Origin of the sequence: Sorangium sp. So ce145 (genome assembly GCF_051525985.1) — a bacterium.
Lineage (GTDB): Bacteria > Myxococcota_A > Polyangia > Polyangiales > Polyangiaceae > Sorangium > Sorangium cellulosum_B.
In genome coordinates, this window is record NZ_CP150315.1 from 8,292,021 (window position 1) to 8,313,297 (window position 21,277).

The window sequence follows — 21,277 nt, forward strand, 5'->3', positions numbered from 1 at the left end:
TGGTCTCCCTCACGTGTCGGTCGCGGCGTCGGCGACGCCTCCATCCGGCGCGGCGGCAGGAGGAGCCGCGGGCTGAGCCGCGGCGGCAGCCGCGTTCAGCTCCCCTTCCTTGAGCTTGGCGCGGTTCAGGAGCTCCTCCGAGTCGTCTCGCTGCCCCTTGTTGCGCAGCTCCTGGAACCTCGTCAGCGATTTGATCGCCTCCGCCACCTGCTGCTTCGGCGTCATGCCGGGGACGGCGGGGGCGAACAGGTAGAGCAGGCCGAGGTCGTAGTGGACCTGGGCCAGGTTCGGGTCGCGGGCGAGCACCCAGTCGAACTCGCGCTTCGCGTCGGCGTAGCGCTCGAGCAGGCGGTACGCGTCCCCGAGGTTGAGGTGCGCGGCGAGGTGCTCGGAATCGAAGCGGACGGCGCCCTCGAGGAGCGGCAGCGCCTCCTGGGCGTTGCCCGCCTCGAGCAGGTAGGTCGCGAGCTGCACCCGCGCCTCGACGAGATCGGGGCGGCGCGTCACCGCCCTGCGGAACTCCTCGAGCGCCGCGGCGCGCTGCCCCTGCTCCCGGTAAATCAGGCCGCGGAGCAGCAGCGCCTCGGCGTTGTCCCTGTCGCGCGGCGGGTTCTCGCTGACGGGCTCGAACCCGTCCAGGATCGCCTGGAGCGCGTACAGCGCGAGATCGAGGCGCCGGTTCCTGTAGTGATCGCGGGCGATGATCACCATCGCCGGCCGGTAGTCGGGGTTGATCTTCAGCGCCTCCTGCGCGATCCGCTGGGCAGAGCCGGTATCCCGCTGGAGCGACTTGACCTCCGCGAGCGTCGCCGCGACGGCCGCCGACTTCGGCATCTGGCCGCGCTTCTCGTTCAGGAGCCGCTCGGCCTCGCCGAGCTGGTTCTTCCTGGCGAGCAGCATCGCGTACGCGATGATGGCGGGCTCGTAGTCCGGCACGATCGTGAAGGCCTGGCGGTAGCTCGCGCCGGCGCCCGCGTCGCGGAGCCGCTCCTGCACCACGCCGAGCGAATAGAAGGCCTGGTGCGCGCGCGGATCGGCCTGCGTCGCCTGCCCGAACTGGGCCCTCGCGTTGACGAGATCGCCGGTCGCGAACGCCTGCAGGCCGCCTTGGTAGAACGCCGCCGCCCGGGCGTTCATGGCCGGCGCAGCCGTCTGGGCGGGCAGATCGTAGGGGCGCGCCGAGCTCGGCATGTCGTTCATGCCGTACGGCGCCTGGACGGGCGCGGTCGCGGCGGGCCCCGCTGGAACCGTGGGCACCTTGGGCGGCGGCGTCGCCTCCTCGCCGCAGGACGCGAGGGCGAACGGCGACATGACCGCGAGCAGGCTGGCGAAGAGGGTGACAGGGAGGCGGCGCATCATGGGACGACCGGCAGGGGCAGGGGGAGGCCGTCGGGCGCGAGCGGCGGGGTCATGCCGGGCCGCGTCCGGAGGAAGAGGCCATCCTTGTACTCGAACGGGCGCTTCGTCTCGGGATCGATGACCCCCTGGCTCCACTCGCGGAGCTTGGCGTCGCCGAGGATGTCCGTGAAGAACGCGAGCCGCTGGATCGCGAGGTCGACCGCTGGATTCCGGACCTTCCACGCCTTCGCCCAGACGACGGACTCGACGTAGAACTTGACCATCGCCTTGTCGGCATCGTTGAGGAGCCGCTCGCGCGCCGCGCGCCACTGCTCGCGCCGGTTCTGCCGGAGCGCGTCGGCCGTCTCCTGGAGATCCTCGCGATCGCTCGTCTCGGCGAGCTTGAGCAGCTTCTCTTCCTTGTCCGTGTACAGCCTCAGCCCCGGCGGGCGGGCATTGTAGAGGCCGGTGCGGCACGAATCGTAGAGCGAGCCCTGACGCGCGCGCGCGGCCACCGACCACGGCCGCGACTCGTAGGTGGTGATGACCTCCTGGAGCTCCTTCCAGTACCTGTCGTTGGCCTTGGTGATATCCGCCTCGAAGGCCCTCTTCACCTGATCGATGACCCCCTCGTAGCGGTGATGGCCGGTGTCGTAATCGAACTCGGCCTTGATGCGATCGTCGATGGCCTTGTAGGCGCACTCCGCCGCCATGTCGGCCTGCACCGAGCCGAGGGCCTTCACCTTGTCGCCGGACGCCGAATTCCGGAAGGACGTGAACGCCGTCATGGTGTTCTTGCACCAGTCCCGCGCCTTCGGATCTCCGCCGGCGGCGCGCATCTTGGATGCATGGTACGCCGCCTGGACGACATACCCGCTCGCGGCCGGGTTGTTCTTGTTGGCCGCGTAATAGGCCTCCATCGACTGCGTGGCCTTGGTCCGGGCGGCGCGGTTCGGGCCCTCGTCGGCCCCGCGCTCGTCCCAGGCCTTCAGGTCCGCCGAGGCGACGAGGAAATCGATGTCGGCCTTCTGCTCGGGGGGCGGGCTCAGGCTCATGAAGGTGGCGCGCGAGGCGGTCATCTTGTCGCGCTCCCCGATGTTCGCGTAGAGCAGCACCGAGTTCCTGGCGGCGTCCCGGCGCGCCGCCTGCTCGAACCGGCCGTTGCGAGCGATGGTGTCGTAGGTCTCGGCCGCGCTGCGGTAGTTGAAGAAGAGCACGTACGCGGCGGAGAGCGCGTCGTAGGCCTGCTTCAGGTACTTCACCCGCTCGGCGTAGCGCTTCGGATCGGGGTTCTTCGGAGGGTTCGCGCCCGGATCGCCCTTCTCGAGCTTCGACAGGTTCTCCTCGCTGCCGTACTCCTTGATGAACAGGGAGTACATCTCGATGGCCTGGTCGTAGTCGCCCACCTGCTTGTAGCAGTAAGCGCCGTTCATGGCGGCCTCCGGCGCCTCGTCGCGGGCCGGCGCCTTCTCGAGCGCGACCTTGTAGAGCGCCGCGGCCTCGCGCCAGGCGGCGACGCGCGCGGGGCCGTCCGGCATCTTCTCGGCCTTCTCGAAGGCCCGGGCGGCGTCGATGTAATAGCCGCGGGAGATCGTCGGCCGGGCGATGTCGCCCTCCTTCAGCTTCTGCTCCTCGCTGACGGCGCAGCTCCGCGTGAGCGCCGCCTCGGCGAGCTTGCGGCTCTGCTCGACGTTGTTCTCGAGGTTCGACATCGTCGTGAGCCGCTCCCACGCCTTGTAGCCGAACTCCGTCTTGCCGCACTGCGCTTCGTAGATGGGCTCCATCCGCTTGCGCGCCTCGGCGAACTGGCCGTAGAGGAAGTAGTAGTCGGCCGCCTGGAACGCGTAGAGGTCGATGTTCTTCGGGGCGTCGAGCGCGGGAGGGACCCGCTGGATGTACTCGTCCCGCGCGGTGACGGCCGCCTGGACCTGGGGGGGCAGCGGCTCGGCGACGACGCGCTGCTGATCGCCCTCGCCGACGATCTTGACCTTCTCGCGCGGCTCGATGCCCTCTGCGCCGCTCGTTCGCTTGAAGAGCTTGTGTCGATCCAGGAGCGCCTGGTGGGCGGTGTCGACAACCATGTACGCCGCGGGCTGCAGGTACTTGTCGTCCTCGTTGGAGTCCCGCACGCCGACCGCCGAGCTCCTCGCCTGCTCGATCTCGTGCGTCGCGGGCGAGCGATCCATCGCCACCGTGATGACCACGACCATGTGGTGCGCGTCGGCGAGCCAGTACCGGCTCTCGTACGCGTCCGGGGCGTTCTCGTCCTGGGCCAGGTAGCCGGCCCAGCCCTGCGCGGCGAGGCGGTACTCGCCGAGCGCCCGCTCGAAGATCGGGTCGCGCGTCTCCTTGTCGCCGACCGTCAGCGCCTGCTGCACGAGCGCGCTTCCGGCGTTGGTGTGATCGGCGGCAGCGCGGCGCAGCCCGCCGCGCACGAGCCGCTCGGCGGTCTGGATCGCCTCGGGATCGTCCTTGTTCGCCTCGACCCACGGGGTCGTCCCGACGTACTGGGCGAGCTTCGTGCGCGCCTCGAGCGCCTTCGCCGAGTTCATCGCCCGCTCGGCCGTCCCCTCGCGCGATTGCGAGGTGAGCGTGTCGTAGATGTCCGCGATCTGGTTCTGGACCACCGGCGCGTCGCGGTGCATCGGCCACTTCTTGAGGAGGATCTCGCTCACCTCGATCGTGTTCCGATACTGATTGAGCTCCTTGAACTCCAGCGCGAGCGCCTTGTAGATCTCGACCGTCCACTTCTGATCCTGCGGGATCAGCTTGGGATCCTGGACGCGCTCGATGGCGATCCGCATCTTCTGCTCGGCCATGCGCGGGTCGGTCTCGACGTCGAGGACGTCGTTCCGCGGGACGTAGGGCTCGTCCGGTCCGGGGCCGACGAAGTCGAGGTACGTGAGCGAGCCGGCGATGTAGGTGTACGCCTCCGCGCGGAAATCCGCGCCGGGATCGCCCGTCAGCTTCTCCTGTTCGTCGGTGTAGCGGAGCAGCTCGATGAACTGGCGTACCGAGGTCTCGTAACGCTGCTGCTTGAAGTACGTCCAGGCGAGCTTGTACATCGCGACGCCGTGGACAGGGGGCTTCTTGTACTTGATGGACTGCCGGTATGCCGACTCCGCCCTGTTGTAGTTGAACGGGCCGCCGGCGCGGTCGATCTCGTTGAAATGGTAGTCGCCGATCTGCCACCAGACCTCGGCGATGTAACGGGGCTCCGCGCCGAGCGCCGTCTTCTGCGGGATCGGCTGGCAATCGTCCGGATACGGATCGACGTACGCCGTCTCGTCCTCGGTGACGGGCGCCCGCCCCCGCGCGCCCTTTCGCGGGAGCGCCCGGCCGCCCGGCGTGGACCCGATGGGCGTCGGGTGGCGCGCCTCCCAGCCGGTCCAGTAATCGTTGTCGTGGTCCTGCGGGAGCTTGCCGACGGTGTCGCGCGTCGGATCCTTCGGGTCGGTCTCGACGGGATAGGGATACTTGTCGTGGCACACGAGCGAGCGCCACACCTGTTGCGCCTCGGGAAACCGGACCGAATCGTTCAGCGCATGGCCGAGGTAGTAATAGATCCCGGCGAGCTCACGGTACTGGGGGAACTCGCGGATGACGCGCTTGTAGAGCGCGATGGCCGGGAGCAGCGCGACGCTGAGATCCTCGCTCGCGTCGTTGTCGGTGCGCGCGCGCTCCTCGTAGAGCGCGGCCAGGCGGAACATCGCGTCGGGCGTGTTCTCGGGGTGGGCGTTGGGGCCGCTGTAGCGCTCGACGAACACCTCGAGCCGGCGGATCGCCTCTTCCCGGGCGTCGCGGAGCCCCTTCCTCTCGATCTCGATCTCGCGGTCGAGCGACGAGAGGATGCGGCGGCGCCTGTCCTCGTAGTGGTGCTGCACGATGCGGGTGATGGCGCTCCGGTAGTCGCGCGCCGCCTTCTCGTAGGCGGCCGCCTCTTTCTCGAGCGCGGCGAGCGCCGCCAGCTGGGCCGGCGTCGGAGGAGGAGGCGGCGGCGCCTGCTTGCGCCCGACCGACATCGGCGGCGCGAAGGGTTGCACCGCTGGCGCAGCCGGCGCCGTGGCGCCAGGCGCAGTCGGCGCAGCCGTGGCGCCAGGCGCAGGCATGGTCGGTGCAGCCGCGGGAACGGCAGACGCCGCCGGCGCTGGCTGGCCACCCGGCTGAGAGAGCGCGAGCGGCGCGACCGCCAGCACCAGGGCAAGGCTGGCAAACCCGAGCGCGCCGCGCGGGCGACGGCGCCCCGCTCGCACAGCGCCGAGCGGCGCGCCAGAGATCTGCGGCGCGCTCGCGCCACCACGCTCCTTGCTCACTTCTCGTCCTCCGGATCGCCGCTGTCGTCGAGGACCTCGTTGAGCTCCTCCTTGAGGACCCGATCCTCACGGGCGCGCTCGACCTGCAGGCTGCGAACGCGCGTCATCTGCTCCTCGCGGACCTCCCACGCCTCCTCGGTGATGCCGACGTCGGCGCGCAGGATGATGTTCTTCAGCCGGTCGCGGACGAGGCCGAAGTTTCGCATCGCGACCTCGCCGACGACGAGGCGCGCCTCCCTGTCGAGCCCGTCGAGCTGCACCGAGTAGTGAACGACGTTCGCCGTCTCCCGGCCGACGATCTGCCGGAGCCCCGCGGACTTCTGGGCGACCTCCCCCTCGATGTCGCGGAGCGCCGCCTCGACCCTCGCGTCCGCCGCGTCGCCGGCGCGGAGCACCGGCGTGATGCGCTGCGCGTACGCCGCGAGCTCCGCGCCGCCGGCGCCCGCCGCGGCCAGCTCCACCTCGCGCGTCAACGCGTCGCGGTGGGCCTTGCGCACCTGCGCGTCCTCGATGAAGCGCTGATCGCCGAAGCCGACCTGGACCCGGCCCGCGCTGACCTGCTTGCGGAGCACGTCCGCCTGCTGGCGGTAGAGCGCGAGGTCGCGCTCGTTCTGGGCGAGCTCGATCTCGAACCGGGCGATGCTCGCTGGATCCCGGACGACCCCGGCGTGCGGGCCATCGCGGAGGAGCCGCCTGAGGCCGTTGACCGTCGCCTGCAGCGAGTCCATCTGCAGCGTGAGCTGCTGCAGGCGCTGCGACTGGGTGTTCCACTGCTTGAGCGCCTGCGCCTCGCGATCCTGGAAGTCGGCGTCCGTGACGGGCACCCGCGCGAGGCGCTTCTCCAGCGCCCTGCGCCTCGCGCGCGCGCCGCCGATCTCGCCCGAGAGCGAGTCGTCCTCCACGTCATCCATGCCCTGGCCGAGCGCGAGGCGCGCCAGCGCGACCCGGTTGAGCAGCGCGAGCGCCTTCTCCTCGCCGGCCTTGAGCTCCGGGAACGCGCGCACCCGGTTGGGCGAGCTGAGAACGGCGTTCAGCTTCTCGATGAGCTCGTTCGACTGCTTGATCAGCTCGCGGCAGTGGTTGATGTCGTCGATCACCGCGAACGCGGCCGGGCCGTCCTCGGCCTCGCGCGCCCACTGCACCGTGAGCGGCGGGAGCGAGGTGGCCGTGTCGAGCGCCTCGAGCTGCTCCTGGCTCAGCTTGTCGTAGTAGACCGCGGGATCGCTCGTCGAGCCGAGGAAGGCGTCCACGCGCGCGCGCATCGGGTCGTAGGTGGCGCGGACCCCCTCGTACACCTTCAGCGCCTTCTCGAAGCGGCCCGCGCGCAGCATCAGGTCGCCGCGGAGCAGCGAGCCGTCCGCGATGTTCTGGCTGTCCGGCTCGGCGATCGCGAGGATCTCGAGCGATCGCTGGGCGCGATCGACGTCGCCCAGGCGGACATACACCCACGCGAGCTCGTAGAGCATCGTCCCGAACTCGGGCGAGACGCGGTCGATGTGGCCGTAGGCCTGCACGGCCTGGGACCACTGGTCGGCCTCGTAGAAGAGCCGCCCGATCGCGAGCCACGCGAGGTCGATGACGCGCCGGTGCTCCGGGGTGTCGGCCGGCAGCTGCGTCACCTTCTGGAACAGATCGATCGCGGCGACGTAGCGGGTCTTGGGCACCGCCGGCGGCGCCTCGCCCTCCTTGAGCGGCTCGGGCGGGGGCGTCGCCTCCTTCACCGCGATGAGGCCGAGCAGGTACCTCGCCTGGTGGAAGTACTCGCTCTGCGGGTCGACCGCGCCGAGCGAAGCCTTCGCGCCGCCGAAGTCCTTCTTCACGTAGAGGCCCTTGCCGCGCGCGTACGCGAGGGCGCTCCCCGCCGTGGAGGCCGGGACGCTGTTCATCGACGCGAAGACGGCGTCGAGCGCGTCGTAGTCCTTGATCCGGAGGCAGATGTCCACGAGCCGGCCGAGCGCCTTCGCCTGGTAGGTGGCGAAGCGCGGCTCGGCGCCGCTCGCGACGATCCGCTGGAAGACCCGGCGGGCCGAGAGGTACTGCTTCGAGCGGAAATAGGTCTCCCCGAGCAGCGTGAGCGCGTCCGGGAACGCCGTCGGATGGTCGGGGTACTTCTCGACGACCTGGTTCAGCACGTTCGCCGCCCGCTCGTAATCCCTGGAGCCCATCAGGAGCTGGGCATCCGCGATGCGCTGGGCCGGCGTGCGCTGCTCGCCGCGGGACTTGTGGATCGCCGCCTGGATGGCGCCGAGCCCGGAGGTGACGCTGCCGATCTGCTGAGAGGCGCTCGTGTAGGCGCGCTCAGCGTCCAGGGCCCACGCTTCGGCGGAGGCCGCGGTCGTCGCCGCGCCGAGCGCGAGCACGCCAAGCAAGGCAGGGAGTACCCGCGATCCGGTGTCCCAGGTCATGGTGGCTTGTCCTAACGAGCTCGAACCTACTTCCCACCCGCGGCGGCGGACGGCTGCCCGGGAGCATCCGAGAGGCCGCTCACGATCTTCTCGACGAAGCGGACGGCTGGCCGCTCTTCGAGCGGGGTCGTGACGCCGCCCTTCTCGAACGCGACCGCCTGAAGGTTGATGGTCTTGCCCTCGACCGCCGTGAAGGAATGGCTGGAGCGCACCTCGAAGCGGTAGCCCCGGAGGTAGGAGAACACCCCGTAGCCGTTGCCCTGCAGGTTCACGAGCACCTGGAGCGTGTGATCCCCCGGCGGAACGGAGCCGTTGAAGATCGGGATCTCCGTCTGCTCGGCGAGGGCGCCCGACTGATCGGTCTTGTTGTACTGGACGGCGCCATCCAGGACGATCAGCACGCGCGTGACGCGGAACGCGGACGACAGCTCGTTGTTGAATCGGATCGAGGCGCGCGAGCCGGCGCCGCCGCCGGAGAGGATCGTGTCGCTGAGGAGCGAGAGCCGCGTGTGGCTGCGGCGGATCTGCTCCTTGAGCTCGTCGATGCGCTGCTCCAGATCGCGCAGCCGCACCGCATAGGTCGGACCATCCATCGCCGGAGCGGCGGCCGCGCCCGCAGCCGGGGCGCTCGTCGGGGCAGCCGTCGCGCCGGGCGCCGCCGTCGCGCCCGCAGCGGGGGCGACCGTCGCGGCAGGCGCCGCCGCCCCCGCAGCCGGCGCGACCGTCGCGGAAGCCGGCGCAGGAGCCGCTTGCGCTCCGTTGACCGGCGCAGGCGCTGCGGGGACAGCCGGCGCTGTGGAGGCCGCCGGCGCCACGGAGGCGGCGGGAGCAGCGGCCTTGCCCCTCGCGCCGCCCGGGGCCTGCGCGAAGGCGGGCATCGACATCAAGAACGAGGCTCCCACCCCCACAGCCAGCATCCTGATAAGTCGCATCGAAAGGTAACCTCGTGGTTGAACCCTCGTCAGCAGAGGGGGGCGACCTCACGCCCGGTGCCGGGGAGTCTAGTGGCGGCGGGCTTCCGAGCGCAACGACATGGACACCTGCCTCGTCCCCCGGCGCAGGCTCCCGTCGCTCGCGGCGTGAAGACAGCACGGCGCAGCCGAAATCGTGTGAGGGCCCTCCCGCAGCGGGCGCGGACGGCGTCCTCGGCCGGTCCGCAGGGCGCTGCCCCGAGAACGTCACGCGACCGCGACCGGCTCTCGCCACCGGCGGCGCGCGGCGCGCGTAGAGGTCAGCGCACGCCCGGTCCCCTGCCCTTCCCCGGCCGCGGGCGCCGCGGGCGAAGGGGGCTCGCTCGCTCGGGGGCGGATCCGCTAAGGTGCGCTTGTGTCAGGGGAAGGAGTGCTCCTCAGATCTTCGAGCCGCGCCGCGCGTCCGATCCGACGCTGCGGCCGCCGCCGCGAACACCCCGCCGCCCGGGCCGCCGAAGGAGCGCCGCAGAGGCTCGGCCGCTCCGGGAGCTAGGATGGTCCCGATTTCTCGAGAGGAGGTCACGGACGAAGCCCTGATGATGCGCTTCCAGGGCGGCGACCGCGCGGCGTTCGCCGGGCTCGTCCGGCGGCACAAAACGTCCATCTACAACTTCATCCTGCGACAGGTCCGCGGGCCTGCGATCGCCGAGGATCTGGTGCAGGATGTGTTCGTGAAGATCGTGCAGAGCGCCTCCGACTTCAAGCACGAGGCCAGGTTCACCACCTGGGCGTTCGCCATCGCGCGCAACGTCTGCATCGATCACCTGCGCAAGATGTCGCTCCGGCGCCACCCGTCGCTCGACCAGGGCTCCGGGGAGGGCGGCGACGGCCCGACGCTCGGCGAGCGGACCGCGGACCCGGCGCCCCAGGCCGCGGTGGACCGGGTCGCGATCGGGACCGAGATGGGGCAGCGCATCGTCCGCGCCGTCGAGGGTCTCCCGCACGAGCAGCGGGAGGTCTTCCTGCTCCGGGAGATCGGGCACGTGCCCTTCAAGGACATCGCCCACATCGTGGGGGTGCCCGAGAACACGGTGAAGAGCCGGATGCGCTACGCCCTGGAGCGGCTCCAGGAGGCCCTCTCGGAGTACGAGGATTACGCGAGGGCGCTGCGCTAGCGCTCCGGAAGAGCTGTCTATGGACTGCGAGAAGTTCGACCAGCACGTGATGGACGCGCTCTACGACGAGCTCGACGAGCTGACGTATGCGGCCATGAAGCGGCACATGGACGGCTGCGCCCGGTGCGCGTCGGCGTTCGCCGGGCTGCGCGCGGCGCGCGACGTCGGCGCCTTGCCGTTCGAGGAGCCGAGCGAGGAGCTCGAGGCGCGGATCCTCGACGCCGTCGAGGTCGCGCAGAAGAAGACGCCGTTCCGGCGCAAGGCGCTCCGCGCGCTGGCCTGGGCCGGCAGCCACGCGATGCGCCCGCAGCTGGCGATGGCGGCGCTGTTCGTGCTCGTCATCGGATCGAGCCTGCTGCTGCTGCGGCCGAAGACGGGCGTGGCGCCGGTGCGGGTCACCGAGTGGGGCCAGCCCGCGTCGTTGGATCAGCACGAGGCGCCCCGCACGGCCGCGCCTGCCCCCGCGGCCGTCGTGATGCAGGAAGGCGACGGCCGGCGCTCGGCCGAGGCCAAGGCGAACGATGCGCCCAGGGCGGAGGCGGCGAAGGAGAAGAGCGCGCGTGCGTCGGCGTCCGCGTCCCCGGACGACGGCGCGAGCGCCGCGTTGCACGAGGCGCAAGCGCTGCAACGCAAGTCGGGCTGCGCGGCCGCCGTCGGCAAGCTCGACGAGGTCGGCGCGCAGTACCCGGGCACGCCGTCCGCTCACGCCGCGATGTGGGAGGCGGCCCGGTGCTACCAGGCCTCCGGGGACACGGCGAAGGCGCGCGAGCTGCTGCTCGCGCTGCGCTCCGCGAAGGGCTACGGCGACCGCGCCGAGCAGCAGCTCGCGGACCTCGAGGCGAACGCCGCCGGCGCGCAGGCGCAGAACTCGGCGCCGGCGGCCGCCGCCCCCGCCGCTGCGGCGCGGCGCGCTGCGCCCAAGGCGGCGATGCCCGCGGCGCCGCCGCGCGGCGCCGAGGAGCAAGGTGCGGCGGGCCCCGCGCAGGCGGCGCCCGCCGACACCGCGACGTCCCGCTGACGGGCCGCCGGCGCGGCCGCGCCTCCGCCGTCCCGGGCGCCGCGCCTCGACCTCACCGCGCGCCGCGGCGGCGCCAGCGTCAATTCGATCTCACCGGCGCGTCGCGGATGTAGGCGATCGTCCTGATCGTGCCGACGATGCGCTCGCGATCGTCCGGCGTGAGATCGACGAAGCGGATCCCCATGCCCGGGTTCGGGTTGTCGTGGAGGGGGCGCACCTCGTTGATCCACTGCACCGTCCCCTCGAGCACGTACGAGCCGCCGGTCCCCGGCGGCGAGAAGCGGAGCGTGAGCCGCGTGCCGATCGAGAGAGGCTGCGTCGTGCGGACGAAGATGCCCATCTCCGAGATGTTGGTGATGGACGCGTAGAGGAACGTGTCGTCGGTCTCGCAGTCCACGAGCCAGGTGACGTCGAGGCGCTCGGACGAGCGTCGGTCGAGCGAATCCGAGGCGGGGACCTCGAGCTCGGCGTCCTCGCCGGGGCGATGCGCGTCGCCGTAGGGGCCGGTTTGCGCGCAGGACGGCGGCGTACCGCCCGGCGCGTCGGGCGGATGGTTCGAGTCCCCACGGCCCCCGGTCATGAGTCTGCGACTAGCCGCTTTCCGCACGCGCGTCGAGGGCGCTCGACGAGGAGGAGCACGCGAGCGTCGCCGGGCCGCGCGATGCGAGCCGCGCAGCGCGCGCATGCGTCGGGATCCCCACGAGGGCAGCTCACCGCACGCGGATGACGCCGCCGCGGATGCGGTCCTCGTGTTCCGGCCCGCGCGTCACCTGTAAGCGCGTCTCACCGGCGAAGAGGCCGAAGTAGAGCGTGTAGTCGCCCGGGGTGAAGTTGGGCTCGAGCCGGAGCTCGTGGTCGTCCACGACGACGTCGCCCGGCTGCCACAGGCTCAGCGGGTAACGCCCCTCGATCACGGGATGGTCGCCGTTGTATCGACGCTGGAACCCGTCGATGTGAACGAACATCTTCCAGTTGCCGGTGATCGGCCGGTGGACCCGGAAGTACGTCCGCAGGTGGTAGCTCTTCTGAGGGACGACGCTCGAGACCTTCTGGCCGTCGTCGTCGGTGAGCTCCCAGCCGAGCACCTCCAGCTGATCCTCGAGCATCGCGTCGAGCGGGTTCTCGGGAGCGGCGGGCTCGTCGAGGACGATACGGCCGAGCCAGCTCTCGTTCGGCCTGCCCCCGAGCTCGTTCGACGCAAGGAGGATCTGGCTGGAGCGGCCGTCGAGGACGGGCAGGTTGCGCCGGTAGCGCTTGCGAAAGAGGCTGTTCAACCGGGGCAGATCGTCGGCCTTCACGACGAGCCAGCGGCGAGCAGCGGGGACGACCGGAGCGGCGCCGTCCCCCGAGCTCCCCGCGGCGGTGAGCCAGTCGAACGCCTGCAGGACATCGGTGAACGAGGTGACCTCGCCGCCCTGGTAATAGGCCGCCGTGCGGCTCCGGACGCCGAGCGTCGCGAGCGGCTCGCCGGGCTTGCGAAGCGACTCGTACGACGCGAAGACCTCCTTCGGCGAGAGCTGGGCCGCGAGCGCCGGATAGTACCAGAAGCTCAGCGCGAAGCCGGCGACGAGGCCGGCGAGCGGCGTGCCGACGGCGCGCGGGAGGGAGGCGCGCGCGACGGCGTGGCGGAACGCGTCGCGCGCCACGAGGAGCAGCACGGGGCTCGCCGCCAGCAGCATGGGCAGCGCCCACCAGGCGTTCATCCCGTACGCGGCGAGGTGGTTCGGCATCCTCGCCACGGTGCCCCACCCGATGCGCTTGCCGACGAAGAGCATCGCGCCGACGCCGACGAGCGCCGCCTCGAGGACGATCAGCAGGAAGAGCAGGTTGCCGTTCCAGATGCGAGCGAGCTCCGCGGCGCCGGCGTGCACCTCGTCGAGGACGCGCCGCGCCCACGCGCTGAAGCTGCGATCGAGCTCGCGGGGCTGCTCTTCGAGCCAGGTGAGCGAGACGAGGCCGGCGAACGCGAGCAGGACGAAGCGCATCGCCGAGGCCGCTTCGCCCTCGAAGCTCTTCGGGAAGACGGGCTTGTCGACCGAGAAGACGCTGAGCGCCCTGTCCGGTGAGGTGACGAGATCGCGGTAGAGGACGAAGGCGAGCACGGCGCAGCCGACGGCGAGCGCCCGCGAGGAGGGGGCGCCGCGCTCGAGATCGCGGACGGCGAGCGCGGCGATGGCGGCGAGGAGCGCGGGGCCGCTGAACGGGAGCGCCCCGGCGTGCGGCGCGAGGACCGCGAAGGCGCCGTAGGCGAGCGCAGATGTAACGATCAGGGCGATCCGGACGCCGGCCTCGCGATCGAGGAGAGGGTCGACGATCTCGCCCGCTCGGTCCGCGGCGGGGGCTCGGAAGAGCCGGCCGACGGCGAACGGCAGGAAGGCGCTCCACGGAAAGAGGGCGTGGCCGAGCTGGCGCAGCGTGAGATCGAACGTGGACTCGACCGGCGGCTTCTTGAGGAGCGCCACGCCGAGGGCGCGGGGGAGCGGCTCGCCGGCGCTCGAGCTCGCGAGCACGAGGGCGCCCTGCGCCGCCGCCGCGACGCCGAGCACCAGCGCGGCGGCGCCCACGAGGTCGCCCAGCGTGGGCCCCCGGCCTTCCGGCGCGGGCCAGGCGCCGGACGTCCGGAGCAGGAGCCAGGTCAGGCCGGCGCCGAGCGCGGGGACGGCGACCCCGATCAGCAGGCCGCGGCTGAGGTATCCGGCGACGACGCCGAGGATCCCCACGGCGAGCCACGCGGCCGGCGCGAGCCGGGCGCCGCGCTGCGCCCCTCGCCCGCCCTCGAGCAGCGCGCCGGTCAGCCCGCAGAACGCCATCGTGAGCGCGGCCATCGTGACGATGTCGCCGAGCAGGGTGCGCGCCTGCATCACGTAGAGCGGCATCGTCACGAGCACCGCGACGCCGTACAGGCCGGCCCTTCGATCGACGAGGCGGGCGAGGAGCTCGTAGAGCACGAGCGCGCCGGCGAGCCCCCACAGCGCGAGCGGGAGGCGCCCGGCCCAGTCGTGCAGGCCGAACACGCGGAAGCCGAGCGCCATCGAGGTGAACCCGAGCTCTCCCATGCCGAGATCGGTCAGGGTCGGCAGCTGCCCGGGAGCGTCCGGGAGATCCACGCCGCGCGCGCCGAAGACATGGATGGCGATGCGGCGGGCCAGGTCGGCGCGATCGAGCTCGTAGGGGTCCCAGATGCCGCTCTTGCCGATGAGCGGCAGCAGCGCAAGGGCCGCGAGCGCGAGGGCCGCGAGCCTCGCGAGGCCGGCGCGCCCGCTCCCGGCGGCCGCGCGGCCGCCGTCCCCGCTCCCGGCGGCCGCGCGGCCGCCGTCCATGACCGGCGCGTCACCGATCTCAGCCGAGCGCGCCTCGAGGGGGGGCACCTCGGCGCGGGGTGGGGCTCCGCTCGCGTGCGGGTCGGGGGCGGCGGGCGGGGCTCCGCGCTGTGGGTCCCCTCGGTGGACGCTCGACATGCAGGGCATCCCCTTACCGCCTTCGCGCGCGCGTGACCACGGATCGTGGGGAAGCGTTTGTAGCCCCCCTGGGCGTCTGCTATCGCGCGCGGCGTGGTGAAAGCCCGTCCCCAGAGCGCGCCCCAGGGCGCGAAAGCGCGCCCGCAGGCGCCGAAGCCCGCCCCGGCCGCCGGTGGCCCCCGTCGTCCTGCCAAGAAAGGTAACGAAGGCAGCCGCCGGGGAGCGCCGTCCGGCGAAGAGCCCCGGGCGAGCAAGAAGCGAAGCCCCACGGCGCGCTCGTCCGGCGCGGCCCGCAGCCAGCCGGGACGTGGATCCCGCCCTGGTGGCGACACGAAGGGGCGACCGCTCCCGGAGCGGACGGGCCGGACGGCAGGCGGGCGAGGCGCCGCGCAGCAGCAGCGCAGGAAGGCGGCCGAGCCGAGGCGGACGGAGGAGGCCGACGCCTCGCTGCCGAGACGATCCGGGCGCGTGGCCCTGGTCGGGCGCCCCAACGTGGGCAAATCGACGCTGCTGAACGCGGCGCTCGGCCATCCGCTCGCGATCGTCTCGCCGACGCCTCAGACGACGCGCGACGCGATCCTCGGGGTCGTGCACCACGGCCCGGCGGAGATCGCGCTGCTCGACACGCCCGGCCTGCACCGGCCGCGCACGGAGCTCGGGCGCGTGATGAACCAGGCGGCGCGCGAGGCGGCGCGGGGCGCCGACGTGATCGTGTTCGTGACCGAAGCGCCGGATCCCGCGCGCCTGCCGCGGCGCGTGAAGGAGGGGGAAGACGGCCCGCCGCTCGCGCCGCACCCGAGCGATCTGACGTTGCTCGCGGACCTGGGGAGCGAGGCGCCGGTGGTGTTCGTGCTCAACAAGGTCGACCGGATGCGGGACAAGGCGCTGCTCTTGCCGCTCCTCGACGCGTTCGCCAAGCTCCGGGAGTTCGCGGCGATCGTCCCCATCTCGGCGCTGCGCGAGGACGGCGTCCAGCGCGTGCTCGACGAGGTGGCGAAGCTCTGCCCCGAAAGGGACTGGGGCTTCGCGCCCGATGAGCTCACCGACAGGCCCACGCGCTTCTTCGCCGCCGAGTACGTGCGCGAGCAGATCCTGCGCGCGACGAAGGCCGAGGTGCCCCACGCGAGCGCCGTGCAGATCGAGCGCTACGTCGAGCCGACAGGCGAGGGCGCGCTGCACATCGACGCGACCATCCACGTGGAGCGGCCCGGGCAGAAGAAGATCCTGATCGGCGCCGGCGCGGAGCAGCTGAAGCGCATCGGCACGGAGGCTCGGCTCCGGATAGAGGAGCTCGTCGGCCGGCAGGTGAACCTCAAGCTCTGGGTCCGGGTGACGCCGGAGTGGCGCGAGTCGCGGGAGCGGCTGGACGAGCTCGGTTACAACAAGGGAGAGACCTCGTGAGCGCGGCAAAGCCAGCCCTTTCCAGATCGAACAAGCGCAGCCAGGGAGCCGCCGGAGGCGGGCGGACGGCGAAGAAGGGCGACGCCCCCGAGAAGAAGAGGGGCGGCGTCGCTCCCAGGAAGGGCACTGCCGCTCCCGGAAAGAGCGCAGCGGCCCCCGGCAAGGGCGCTGCCGCTCCCGGAAAGAGAGCAGCGGCCCCCGGCAAGGGCGCTGCCGCTCCCGGAAAGAGAGCAGCGGCCCCCGGCAAGGGCGCCGCCGCTCCCGGAAAGAAGGCGGCGGCGCCCGGCAAGAGCGCCGCCGGATCGAAGAAGGGCAGCCGATCAGGCCCGAGCAAGGGCCGCGCTCTCGCCGAGCCGATCGGCCACGAGGCGGCGCTGGACAGGGAGGAGCTCGCGGTGGACCTGGCCGAGGAGGTCATCGCGGCCGTCGAGGACGCCACGGCCGATGCGCCTGCGCCGCCCCCGTCGGCCGGGATCGTGGCGCTGGTCGGGCGGCCCAACACCGGCAAGAGCACGCTGTTCAACCGGCTGGTCGGCAAGCGCGTCGCGATCGTGCACGACGAGCCCGGGGTGACCCGCGATCGTCACTACGGCGACGTCACCTCGCGGGGACGGCGCTTCACGCTCGTCGACACCGGCGGGTTCGACCCCGAGAGCGATGATCCCATGCGGCAGGGGATCAAGCGGCAGATCGACCTCGCCATCGCCGAGGCCGACGTCATCGTGTGCGTGCTCGACGCCGTGACGCCGGTCACGCCGTCGGAGCACGCCGAGCTCGGCCTGCTGCGCCGCGCGGGCAAGCCCGTGATCTACGTCGCCAACAAGGCGGACTCGCCGAAGGCCGAGGTGGAGGCGGCGGAGCTGTACCGCCTCGGGATGGAGCGGCTCATCCCGATCAGCGCCCTCCATGGCCGCGGCATCTCGGATCTGGAGATGGCCATCGAGGCGGCGCTCCCCGAGGAGCCCGCGGCGCCCGAGGAGTCGGCCGAGGGGGCGCTCCGCATCGCCATCATCGGGCGGCCCAACGCGGGGAAGTCGTCGCTCGTCAACCGCATCGCGGGCGAGGAGCGCATGCTGGTCGACGCGACGCCCGGCACGACGCGCGATCCGATCGACACGCTGGCCGAGCGCGACGGCAAGCGTTTCTTGCTCATCGACACGGCCGGCATCCGGCGCAAGTCGAAGGTGGCGAAGGAGGACAGCGCCGTCGAGGCGGTCAGCGTGATCCACGCGATCCGCGCCATGGAGCGGGCGGAGGTCGTGCTCCTGCTCTGCGACGCGGCCGAGGGCGTGGCCGAGCAGGACGCGAAGATCCTCGGCCTCGCGGTCGATCGCGGGTGCGGCGTCGTGATCGGCCTCAACAAGATCGATCTCCTCGATCGCAAGGCGCTCGCCAAGGCGGAGCAGGACGCCCGCGACAAGCTCTCGTTCGTGCCGTGGGCGCCGATCGCGCACGTGAGCGCGCGCAGCGGGCGCGGCGTGGCGAAGCTCATCGAGACCGTGGCCCAGGTGGCCGACGCCTACCGGAAGCGCGTGCCCACCGGGGAGCTCAACCGCTTCTTCGAGCAGATCCTGCTCACGCACCCGCCGCCGACGCACGGCGGCCGCGCGCCCCGCCTGTTCTTCGTCACGCAGGCCGAGACGTCGCCGCCGCTGTTCGTCGTCGTCGCGAGCGATCCCGACAAGCTCCACTTCAGCTACCGGCGCTACGTGGCGAACCAGCTCCGGCAGGCGTTCGCGCTGGAGGGCGTGCCGGTCCGCGTGAAGTACAAGGAGCGCAGGCGGCGGGGGTAGGCGGGGATAAGCCGGGGGCAGCCCAGCTGCCTCCTCACGGACCGTTCCGCGTCACCCGAGGGCAGCCACGAGAACCGACGAGCTGCCCCTGGCTACCCCGCCGCCCCGGGCTGCGGCGCCAGCACGTCGGCGATCCTCGCGAGGCCGGCCACGTCGTGGATGTCGTAGGGGAACGCCGGGACGTCGACGCGGACGCTGCCGGCGCTCTGCTCGTCTTCGAGCGCCGCCTCGAGGGCGATCAGGTTCAGCTGATCGAGCTTGCCCATGCGGCTCTCGTCCTTGGCGGCCTGGAGCAGGCGCGCCGCGGCGCCGGAGGCGAGCCCAAGGCTGCTCCCGTCGAGCGCGGCGGCGATCTCGCCGACGCCGGGGAGGGCGCCGTACACCGGGTGGACGCGGTTCACGACGAACGCGTCGCGACGCATCTGCTGCTCGCGCAGGCGATCGGCGAAGTACAGCACCTCGCGCACGCAGAGCGGATCGGGCGTCGTGACGAGCACGTACGCCACGTCGGGGCCGCGGAGCGCCGACGCCACCGCGTCCGCCCGCTGCTTCCAGCCGCCGAAGACCGCGTTCATCTCGCTGATGAACGCCGCGATCTGCTCGAGGAAGCCGCTGCCGGTCAGCTTGCCGATGCCCCGCAGCACCGCGGCGGTCGAGCGCGCCAGCAGGTTGAGCGAGAGCTTGCCGGAGCTCTGGAAGGCCTGCACGAACCACCGCGTGGCCGCGCCGTCGATGGCGCCGACGAGGCGCTCCGGCGCGTCGAGGAAATCCAGCGCGTTCGCCGTGGGCGGCGTGTCGAGCAGGACGAGGTCGTAGCTCGGGTCGCTCCTGACGGCGTAGAGCTTCTCCATCGCCATGTACTCCTGCGTGCCCGCGAGCGACGTGGAGATGTACTTGTAGAGGACGTTGCCGAGGATCCGGTCGCGCTGCTCGGGCGTCGGGGCGAGCGACGCGACGAGGCCGTCGAAGGTCGACTTCGTGTCGAGCATCATGACCGTCATCGAGCCGGGCACGTCGACCCCCGCCCTGGCGAAGCGGGCGGGCTCGATCGTCTGCGCCTCCGTCGTCATCTCCTCGAGCCCGAGGCTCTGGGACAGCCGGCGCGCCGGATCGATCGTCAGGCAAAGGACGCGCTTGCCGCGGCGGGCAGCGGCCAGGCCGAGCGCTGCAGTCGTGGTCGTCTTGCCGACGCCGCCGCAGCCGACGCAGAGGATCACCCTGCGGGAGGCGAGCAACGGGGCCAGACCGGCGTGGTCTGCCTGAAGGGACGCGTCGGCGGCGGGCGGGCTGTTCCGAGGGGGTGCGAGCGAGCCGGGCATTGCGCGCGACCTGAGGCCGCGGCCCCTTGTAGCACGAACCGGGGGGGCGCGAGCGCCCGGCCTGCGGCGGCGCTGCCGCTCAGGCGGCGCGGAGGATGCGCAAGCACCCCGCAGCGGCCCGGGCAATGGAGGCGCCACGCTCCGCCGTGCCGCCGCGGCCGCAGAGCAGCACCTCGCCGCCCGACACCGAGAGGCTCTGGACCTCGACGTCGGCGGTGAGCGTGGCGATGCGCGAGCCGACGGCCGCGCTCTGCACGGCGTCCGGGTTGGCGAGGAGCGGGGCGTAGGCGGCGAGCTCCTCGCACGCCGGCCACGCGCCCGCCCCGGCGACGAGGCAGCCGCTGTCGTCCACGAGGACCACGACGTCCAGGTTCGCCTCGGCGCGGGTCGTCGAGAGCTGGTAGTGCAGCGCGGTGACCGGATCGTCGCTGCGGCGGCGACGCCGCTCGGAGGTGGGGATCCCCTCATCCAGGGCCGGTGTGCCCTCCTCGACCGAGGGCGCGCCGGGATCGACCGGGGGCTCTGCGCGGCCTCCCGGCCTGCCGCCGCGCTGGCCGCCAGCGCAGCCATCCGACGCGAGCTGAGGCACAAGCTGCTGGTTCGATAACGAGAGCGACACGAACACCTCCTCGACGCGAAGGATGGTCGCAGCGCACGAAGGCGGCCAACTTTGCTAAGTTCGGAGCGACGATGCGCGGCTTCATCGATCTGCACTCCCACTGGGTCGCGGGCGTCGACGACGGCGCCCGCACCGTCGAGGAGAGCCTCGCCCTCCTCACCGCGCTCCGCGGCGCCGGGTTCGACACCGTCGTGGCGACGCCGCACATGCGCCCCGGGATGTTCGACAACACCCGGCAGGGCCTAAAGGCCGCCTACGACGCGACCTGCGCCGCGCTGCGGGCCGCGGCCGGCGCGCGCGACCTGCCCGCGCTCGATCTCTCGTCGGAGCACTTCTTCGACGACATCATCTTCCAGCGCCTCCTCGACGGCAGCGCCCTCCCCTTCCCGGGCGGCCGCGCCGCGCTCGTCGAGTTCCCGACCCGGAGCTTCCCCGCCCGGGCCGCGGAGCGGCTCTTCGATCTCAGCCGCCGCAAGCTCCGCCCCGTCATCGCCCACCCGGAGCGCTACGAGCCCGTCTTCGACGACATCTCCTCGCTCGATCCGCTGCTCGACGCGGGCGCGGTGCTCCTCCTCGACGTCGCGGCGCTCACCGGCAAGTACGGGCGCACCCCCCGCCGGGCCGCCGAGCAGCTGATCGAGGCCGGCTACTACTACGCCGCGTGCAGCGACGCCCACGCCGCAAAGGACGTCCCCGAGGTGCGCGACGGCATCAAGGCCCTCTTCGCCAGGGTCGGCGAGGAGGAGGCGAGCTTCATGCTCATCGACGGCCCGCGCGCGATCCTCGAAGGCACCGTCGACCCCTGAGGCCGCGATCCGCCCGCTCGCTTGACGGGCCGCCGTCGATCGCTATAAGTGAACCACACGTTCACTATTCGCCATGGCGCAGTACCTCAAAGACGACGTCCAGGAGAGCATCACCTCCGCCGCGCTGACGATCTTCGCGCGGAAGGGGTACGAGAGCGCGACCATGGCCGAGATCGCCCGGGCGGCCGGCGTCTCGACGGGCAACATCTACCGGTACTTCGCGAACAAGGACGCGCTCTTCTACGGGATCGTCGACGACGGCTTCGCCCGCGCCTTCACGCTCCTGCTGCGCCGCCGCGTGAAGGCGCTCGACGGCGTGGAGGACGTCCGGGCGCTTCCGCCGACGGCCGCCTACCACCTGATCTCCGAGGAGCTCCTCCGCTTCTGCATCGAGAACAGGCTGCGCGTCGTGATCCTCCTGGGGCGCGCCGGCGGCTCCAGGTACGAGCGGTTCGCCGAGGAGACCGCCGAGCGCCTCATCGCGCTGGCGATCGAGCACTTCCGCGCCCTCGACCCATGCCTCTCGGTGACCGAGGTGATGCGGTTCAACCTGGACCAGATCTACCAGGGCTTCGTCAGGACGATGGTGAACGCCCTCGCCCGCTTCGAGGACGAGGACGCCATCCGAGAAGCGGTCCACGGTTACTCGAAATACCACCTCGCCGGACTCAGGAGCTTCTTCGCGTAACCTTCGCTTCGCCTCGCCTCAAAAGTGAACGAA

Annotated in this window: 14 protein-coding genes; 6 read left to right on the forward strand and 8 right to left on the reverse strand. The window is 71.9% G+C overall.

What is annotated here, in order from left to right:
• Positions 1-9: 9 nt before the first annotated feature.
• The 4 genes from WMF34_RS30565 to WMF34_RS30580 form a co-directional block, all read right to left on the reverse strand.
• Positions 10-1,359 carry a tetratricopeptide repeat protein gene (locus WMF34_RS30565; protein ID WP_437990005.1) on the reverse strand — a complete coding sequence of 450 codons (1,350 nt, stop codon included), beginning with the start codon at positions 1,357-1,359 and terminating at the stop codon, positions 10-12.
• On the reverse strand, positions 1,356-5,360 hold the full coding sequence (locus WMF34_RS30570) for a tetratricopeptide repeat protein (RefSeq protein ID WP_437990006.1): 4,005 nt from the start codon (positions 5,358-5,360) through the stop codon (positions 1,356-1,358). The genes WMF34_RS30565 and WMF34_RS30570 overlap by 4 nt, the downstream gene beginning before the upstream one ends.
• A 287-nt stretch (positions 5,361-5,647) precedes the next feature.
• Positions 5,648-8,056, reverse strand: coding sequence for a tetratricopeptide repeat protein (locus tag WMF34_RS30575; protein ID WP_012238574.1), 2,409 nt, complete (start codon positions 8,054-8,056; stop codon positions 5,648-5,650).
• 26 nt (positions 8,057-8,082) lie between these two features.
• Positions 8,083-8,988: a hypothetical protein gene (locus tag WMF34_RS30580; protein WP_437990007.1), complete on the reverse strand. Its 906-nt coding sequence runs from the start codon at positions 8,986-8,988 to the stop codon at positions 8,083-8,085.
• A gap of 533 nt (positions 8,989-9,521) precedes the next feature.
• Between WMF34_RS30580 and WMF34_RS30585 the strand changes: the two genes are divergently transcribed.
• Together WMF34_RS30585 and WMF34_RS30590 are read left to right on the forward strand one after the other, a co-directional pair.
• On the forward strand, positions 9,522-10,142 hold the full coding sequence (locus tag WMF34_RS30585; protein ID WP_012238576.1) for an RNA polymerase sigma factor: 621 nt from the start codon (positions 9,522-9,524) through the stop codon (positions 10,140-10,142).
• A 19-nt stretch (positions 10,143-10,161) separates the two neighbouring features.
• Positions 10,162-11,160 carry a zf-HC2 domain-containing protein gene (locus tag WMF34_RS30590; RefSeq protein WP_012238577.1) on the forward strand — a complete coding sequence of 333 codons (999 nt, stop codon included), beginning with the start codon at positions 10,162-10,164 and terminating at the stop codon, positions 11,158-11,160.
• Positions 11,161-11,239: 79 nt separating this feature from the next.
• On the opposite strand, the gene WMF34_RS30595 is transcribed toward WMF34_RS30590, so the two are convergent.
• Positions 11,240-11,740: a TIGR02266 family protein gene (locus tag WMF34_RS30595; RefSeq protein WP_049876417.1), complete on the reverse strand. Its 501-nt coding sequence runs from the start codon at positions 11,738-11,740 to the stop codon at positions 11,240-11,242.
• Positions 11,741-11,870: 130 nt separating this feature from the next.
• Complete coding sequence (locus WMF34_RS30600; RefSeq protein ID WP_437990008.1) at positions 11,871-14,480, reverse strand: glycosyltransferase family 39 protein; 2,610 nt, start codon at positions 14,478-14,480, stop codon at positions 11,871-11,873.
• A 606-nt stretch (positions 14,481-15,086) separates the two neighbouring features.
• Between WMF34_RS30600 and era the strand changes: the two genes are divergently transcribed.
• Complete coding sequence (gene era / locus WMF34_RS30605; RefSeq protein WP_012238580.1) at positions 15,087-16,019, forward strand: GTPase Era; 933 nt, start codon at positions 15,087-15,089, stop codon at positions 16,017-16,019.
• Complete coding sequence (gene der, locus WMF34_RS30610) at positions 16,016-17,812, forward strand: ribosome biogenesis GTPase Der (protein WP_437990009.1); 1,797 nt, start codon at positions 16,016-16,018, stop codon at positions 17,810-17,812. The genes era and der overlap by 4 nt, the downstream gene beginning before the upstream one ends.
• A 92-nt stretch (positions 17,813-17,904) precedes the next feature.
• Here the strand turns inward: der and WMF34_RS30615 are convergent, their stop codons facing one another.
• Together WMF34_RS30615 and WMF34_RS30620 are read right to left on the reverse strand one after the other, a co-directional pair.
• Positions 17,905-19,029 (reverse strand): ArsA-related P-loop ATPase, encoded by a 1,125-nt coding sequence (locus WMF34_RS30615; RefSeq protein WP_157907874.1) that lies wholly within the window; start codon positions 19,027-19,029, stop codon positions 17,905-17,907.
• A 181-nt stretch (positions 19,030-19,210) separates the two neighbouring features.
• Positions 19,211-19,750, reverse strand: a complete 540-nt coding sequence (locus tag WMF34_RS30620) for a hypothetical protein (protein ID WP_012238583.1) — start codon at positions 19,748-19,750, stop codon at positions 19,211-19,213.
• Positions 19,751-19,821: 71 nt separating this feature from the next.
• Here WMF34_RS30620 and WMF34_RS30625 point away from each other — a divergent pair, with 71 nt between their 5' ends.
• Together WMF34_RS30625 and WMF34_RS30630 are read left to right on the forward strand one after the other, a co-directional pair.
• A complete protein-coding gene (locus WMF34_RS30625; protein ID WP_437990010.1) occupies positions 19,822-20,556 on the forward strand; it encodes a tyrosine-protein phosphatase in 735 nt (244 codons plus the stop codon).
• Between the two features lie 73 nt (positions 20,557-20,629).
• Positions 20,630-21,244, forward strand: coding sequence for a TetR/AcrR family transcriptional regulator (locus tag WMF34_RS30630; RefSeq protein WP_012238585.1), 615 nt, complete (start codon positions 20,630-20,632; stop codon positions 21,242-21,244).
• Positions 21,245-21,277 lie beyond the last annotated feature (33 nt).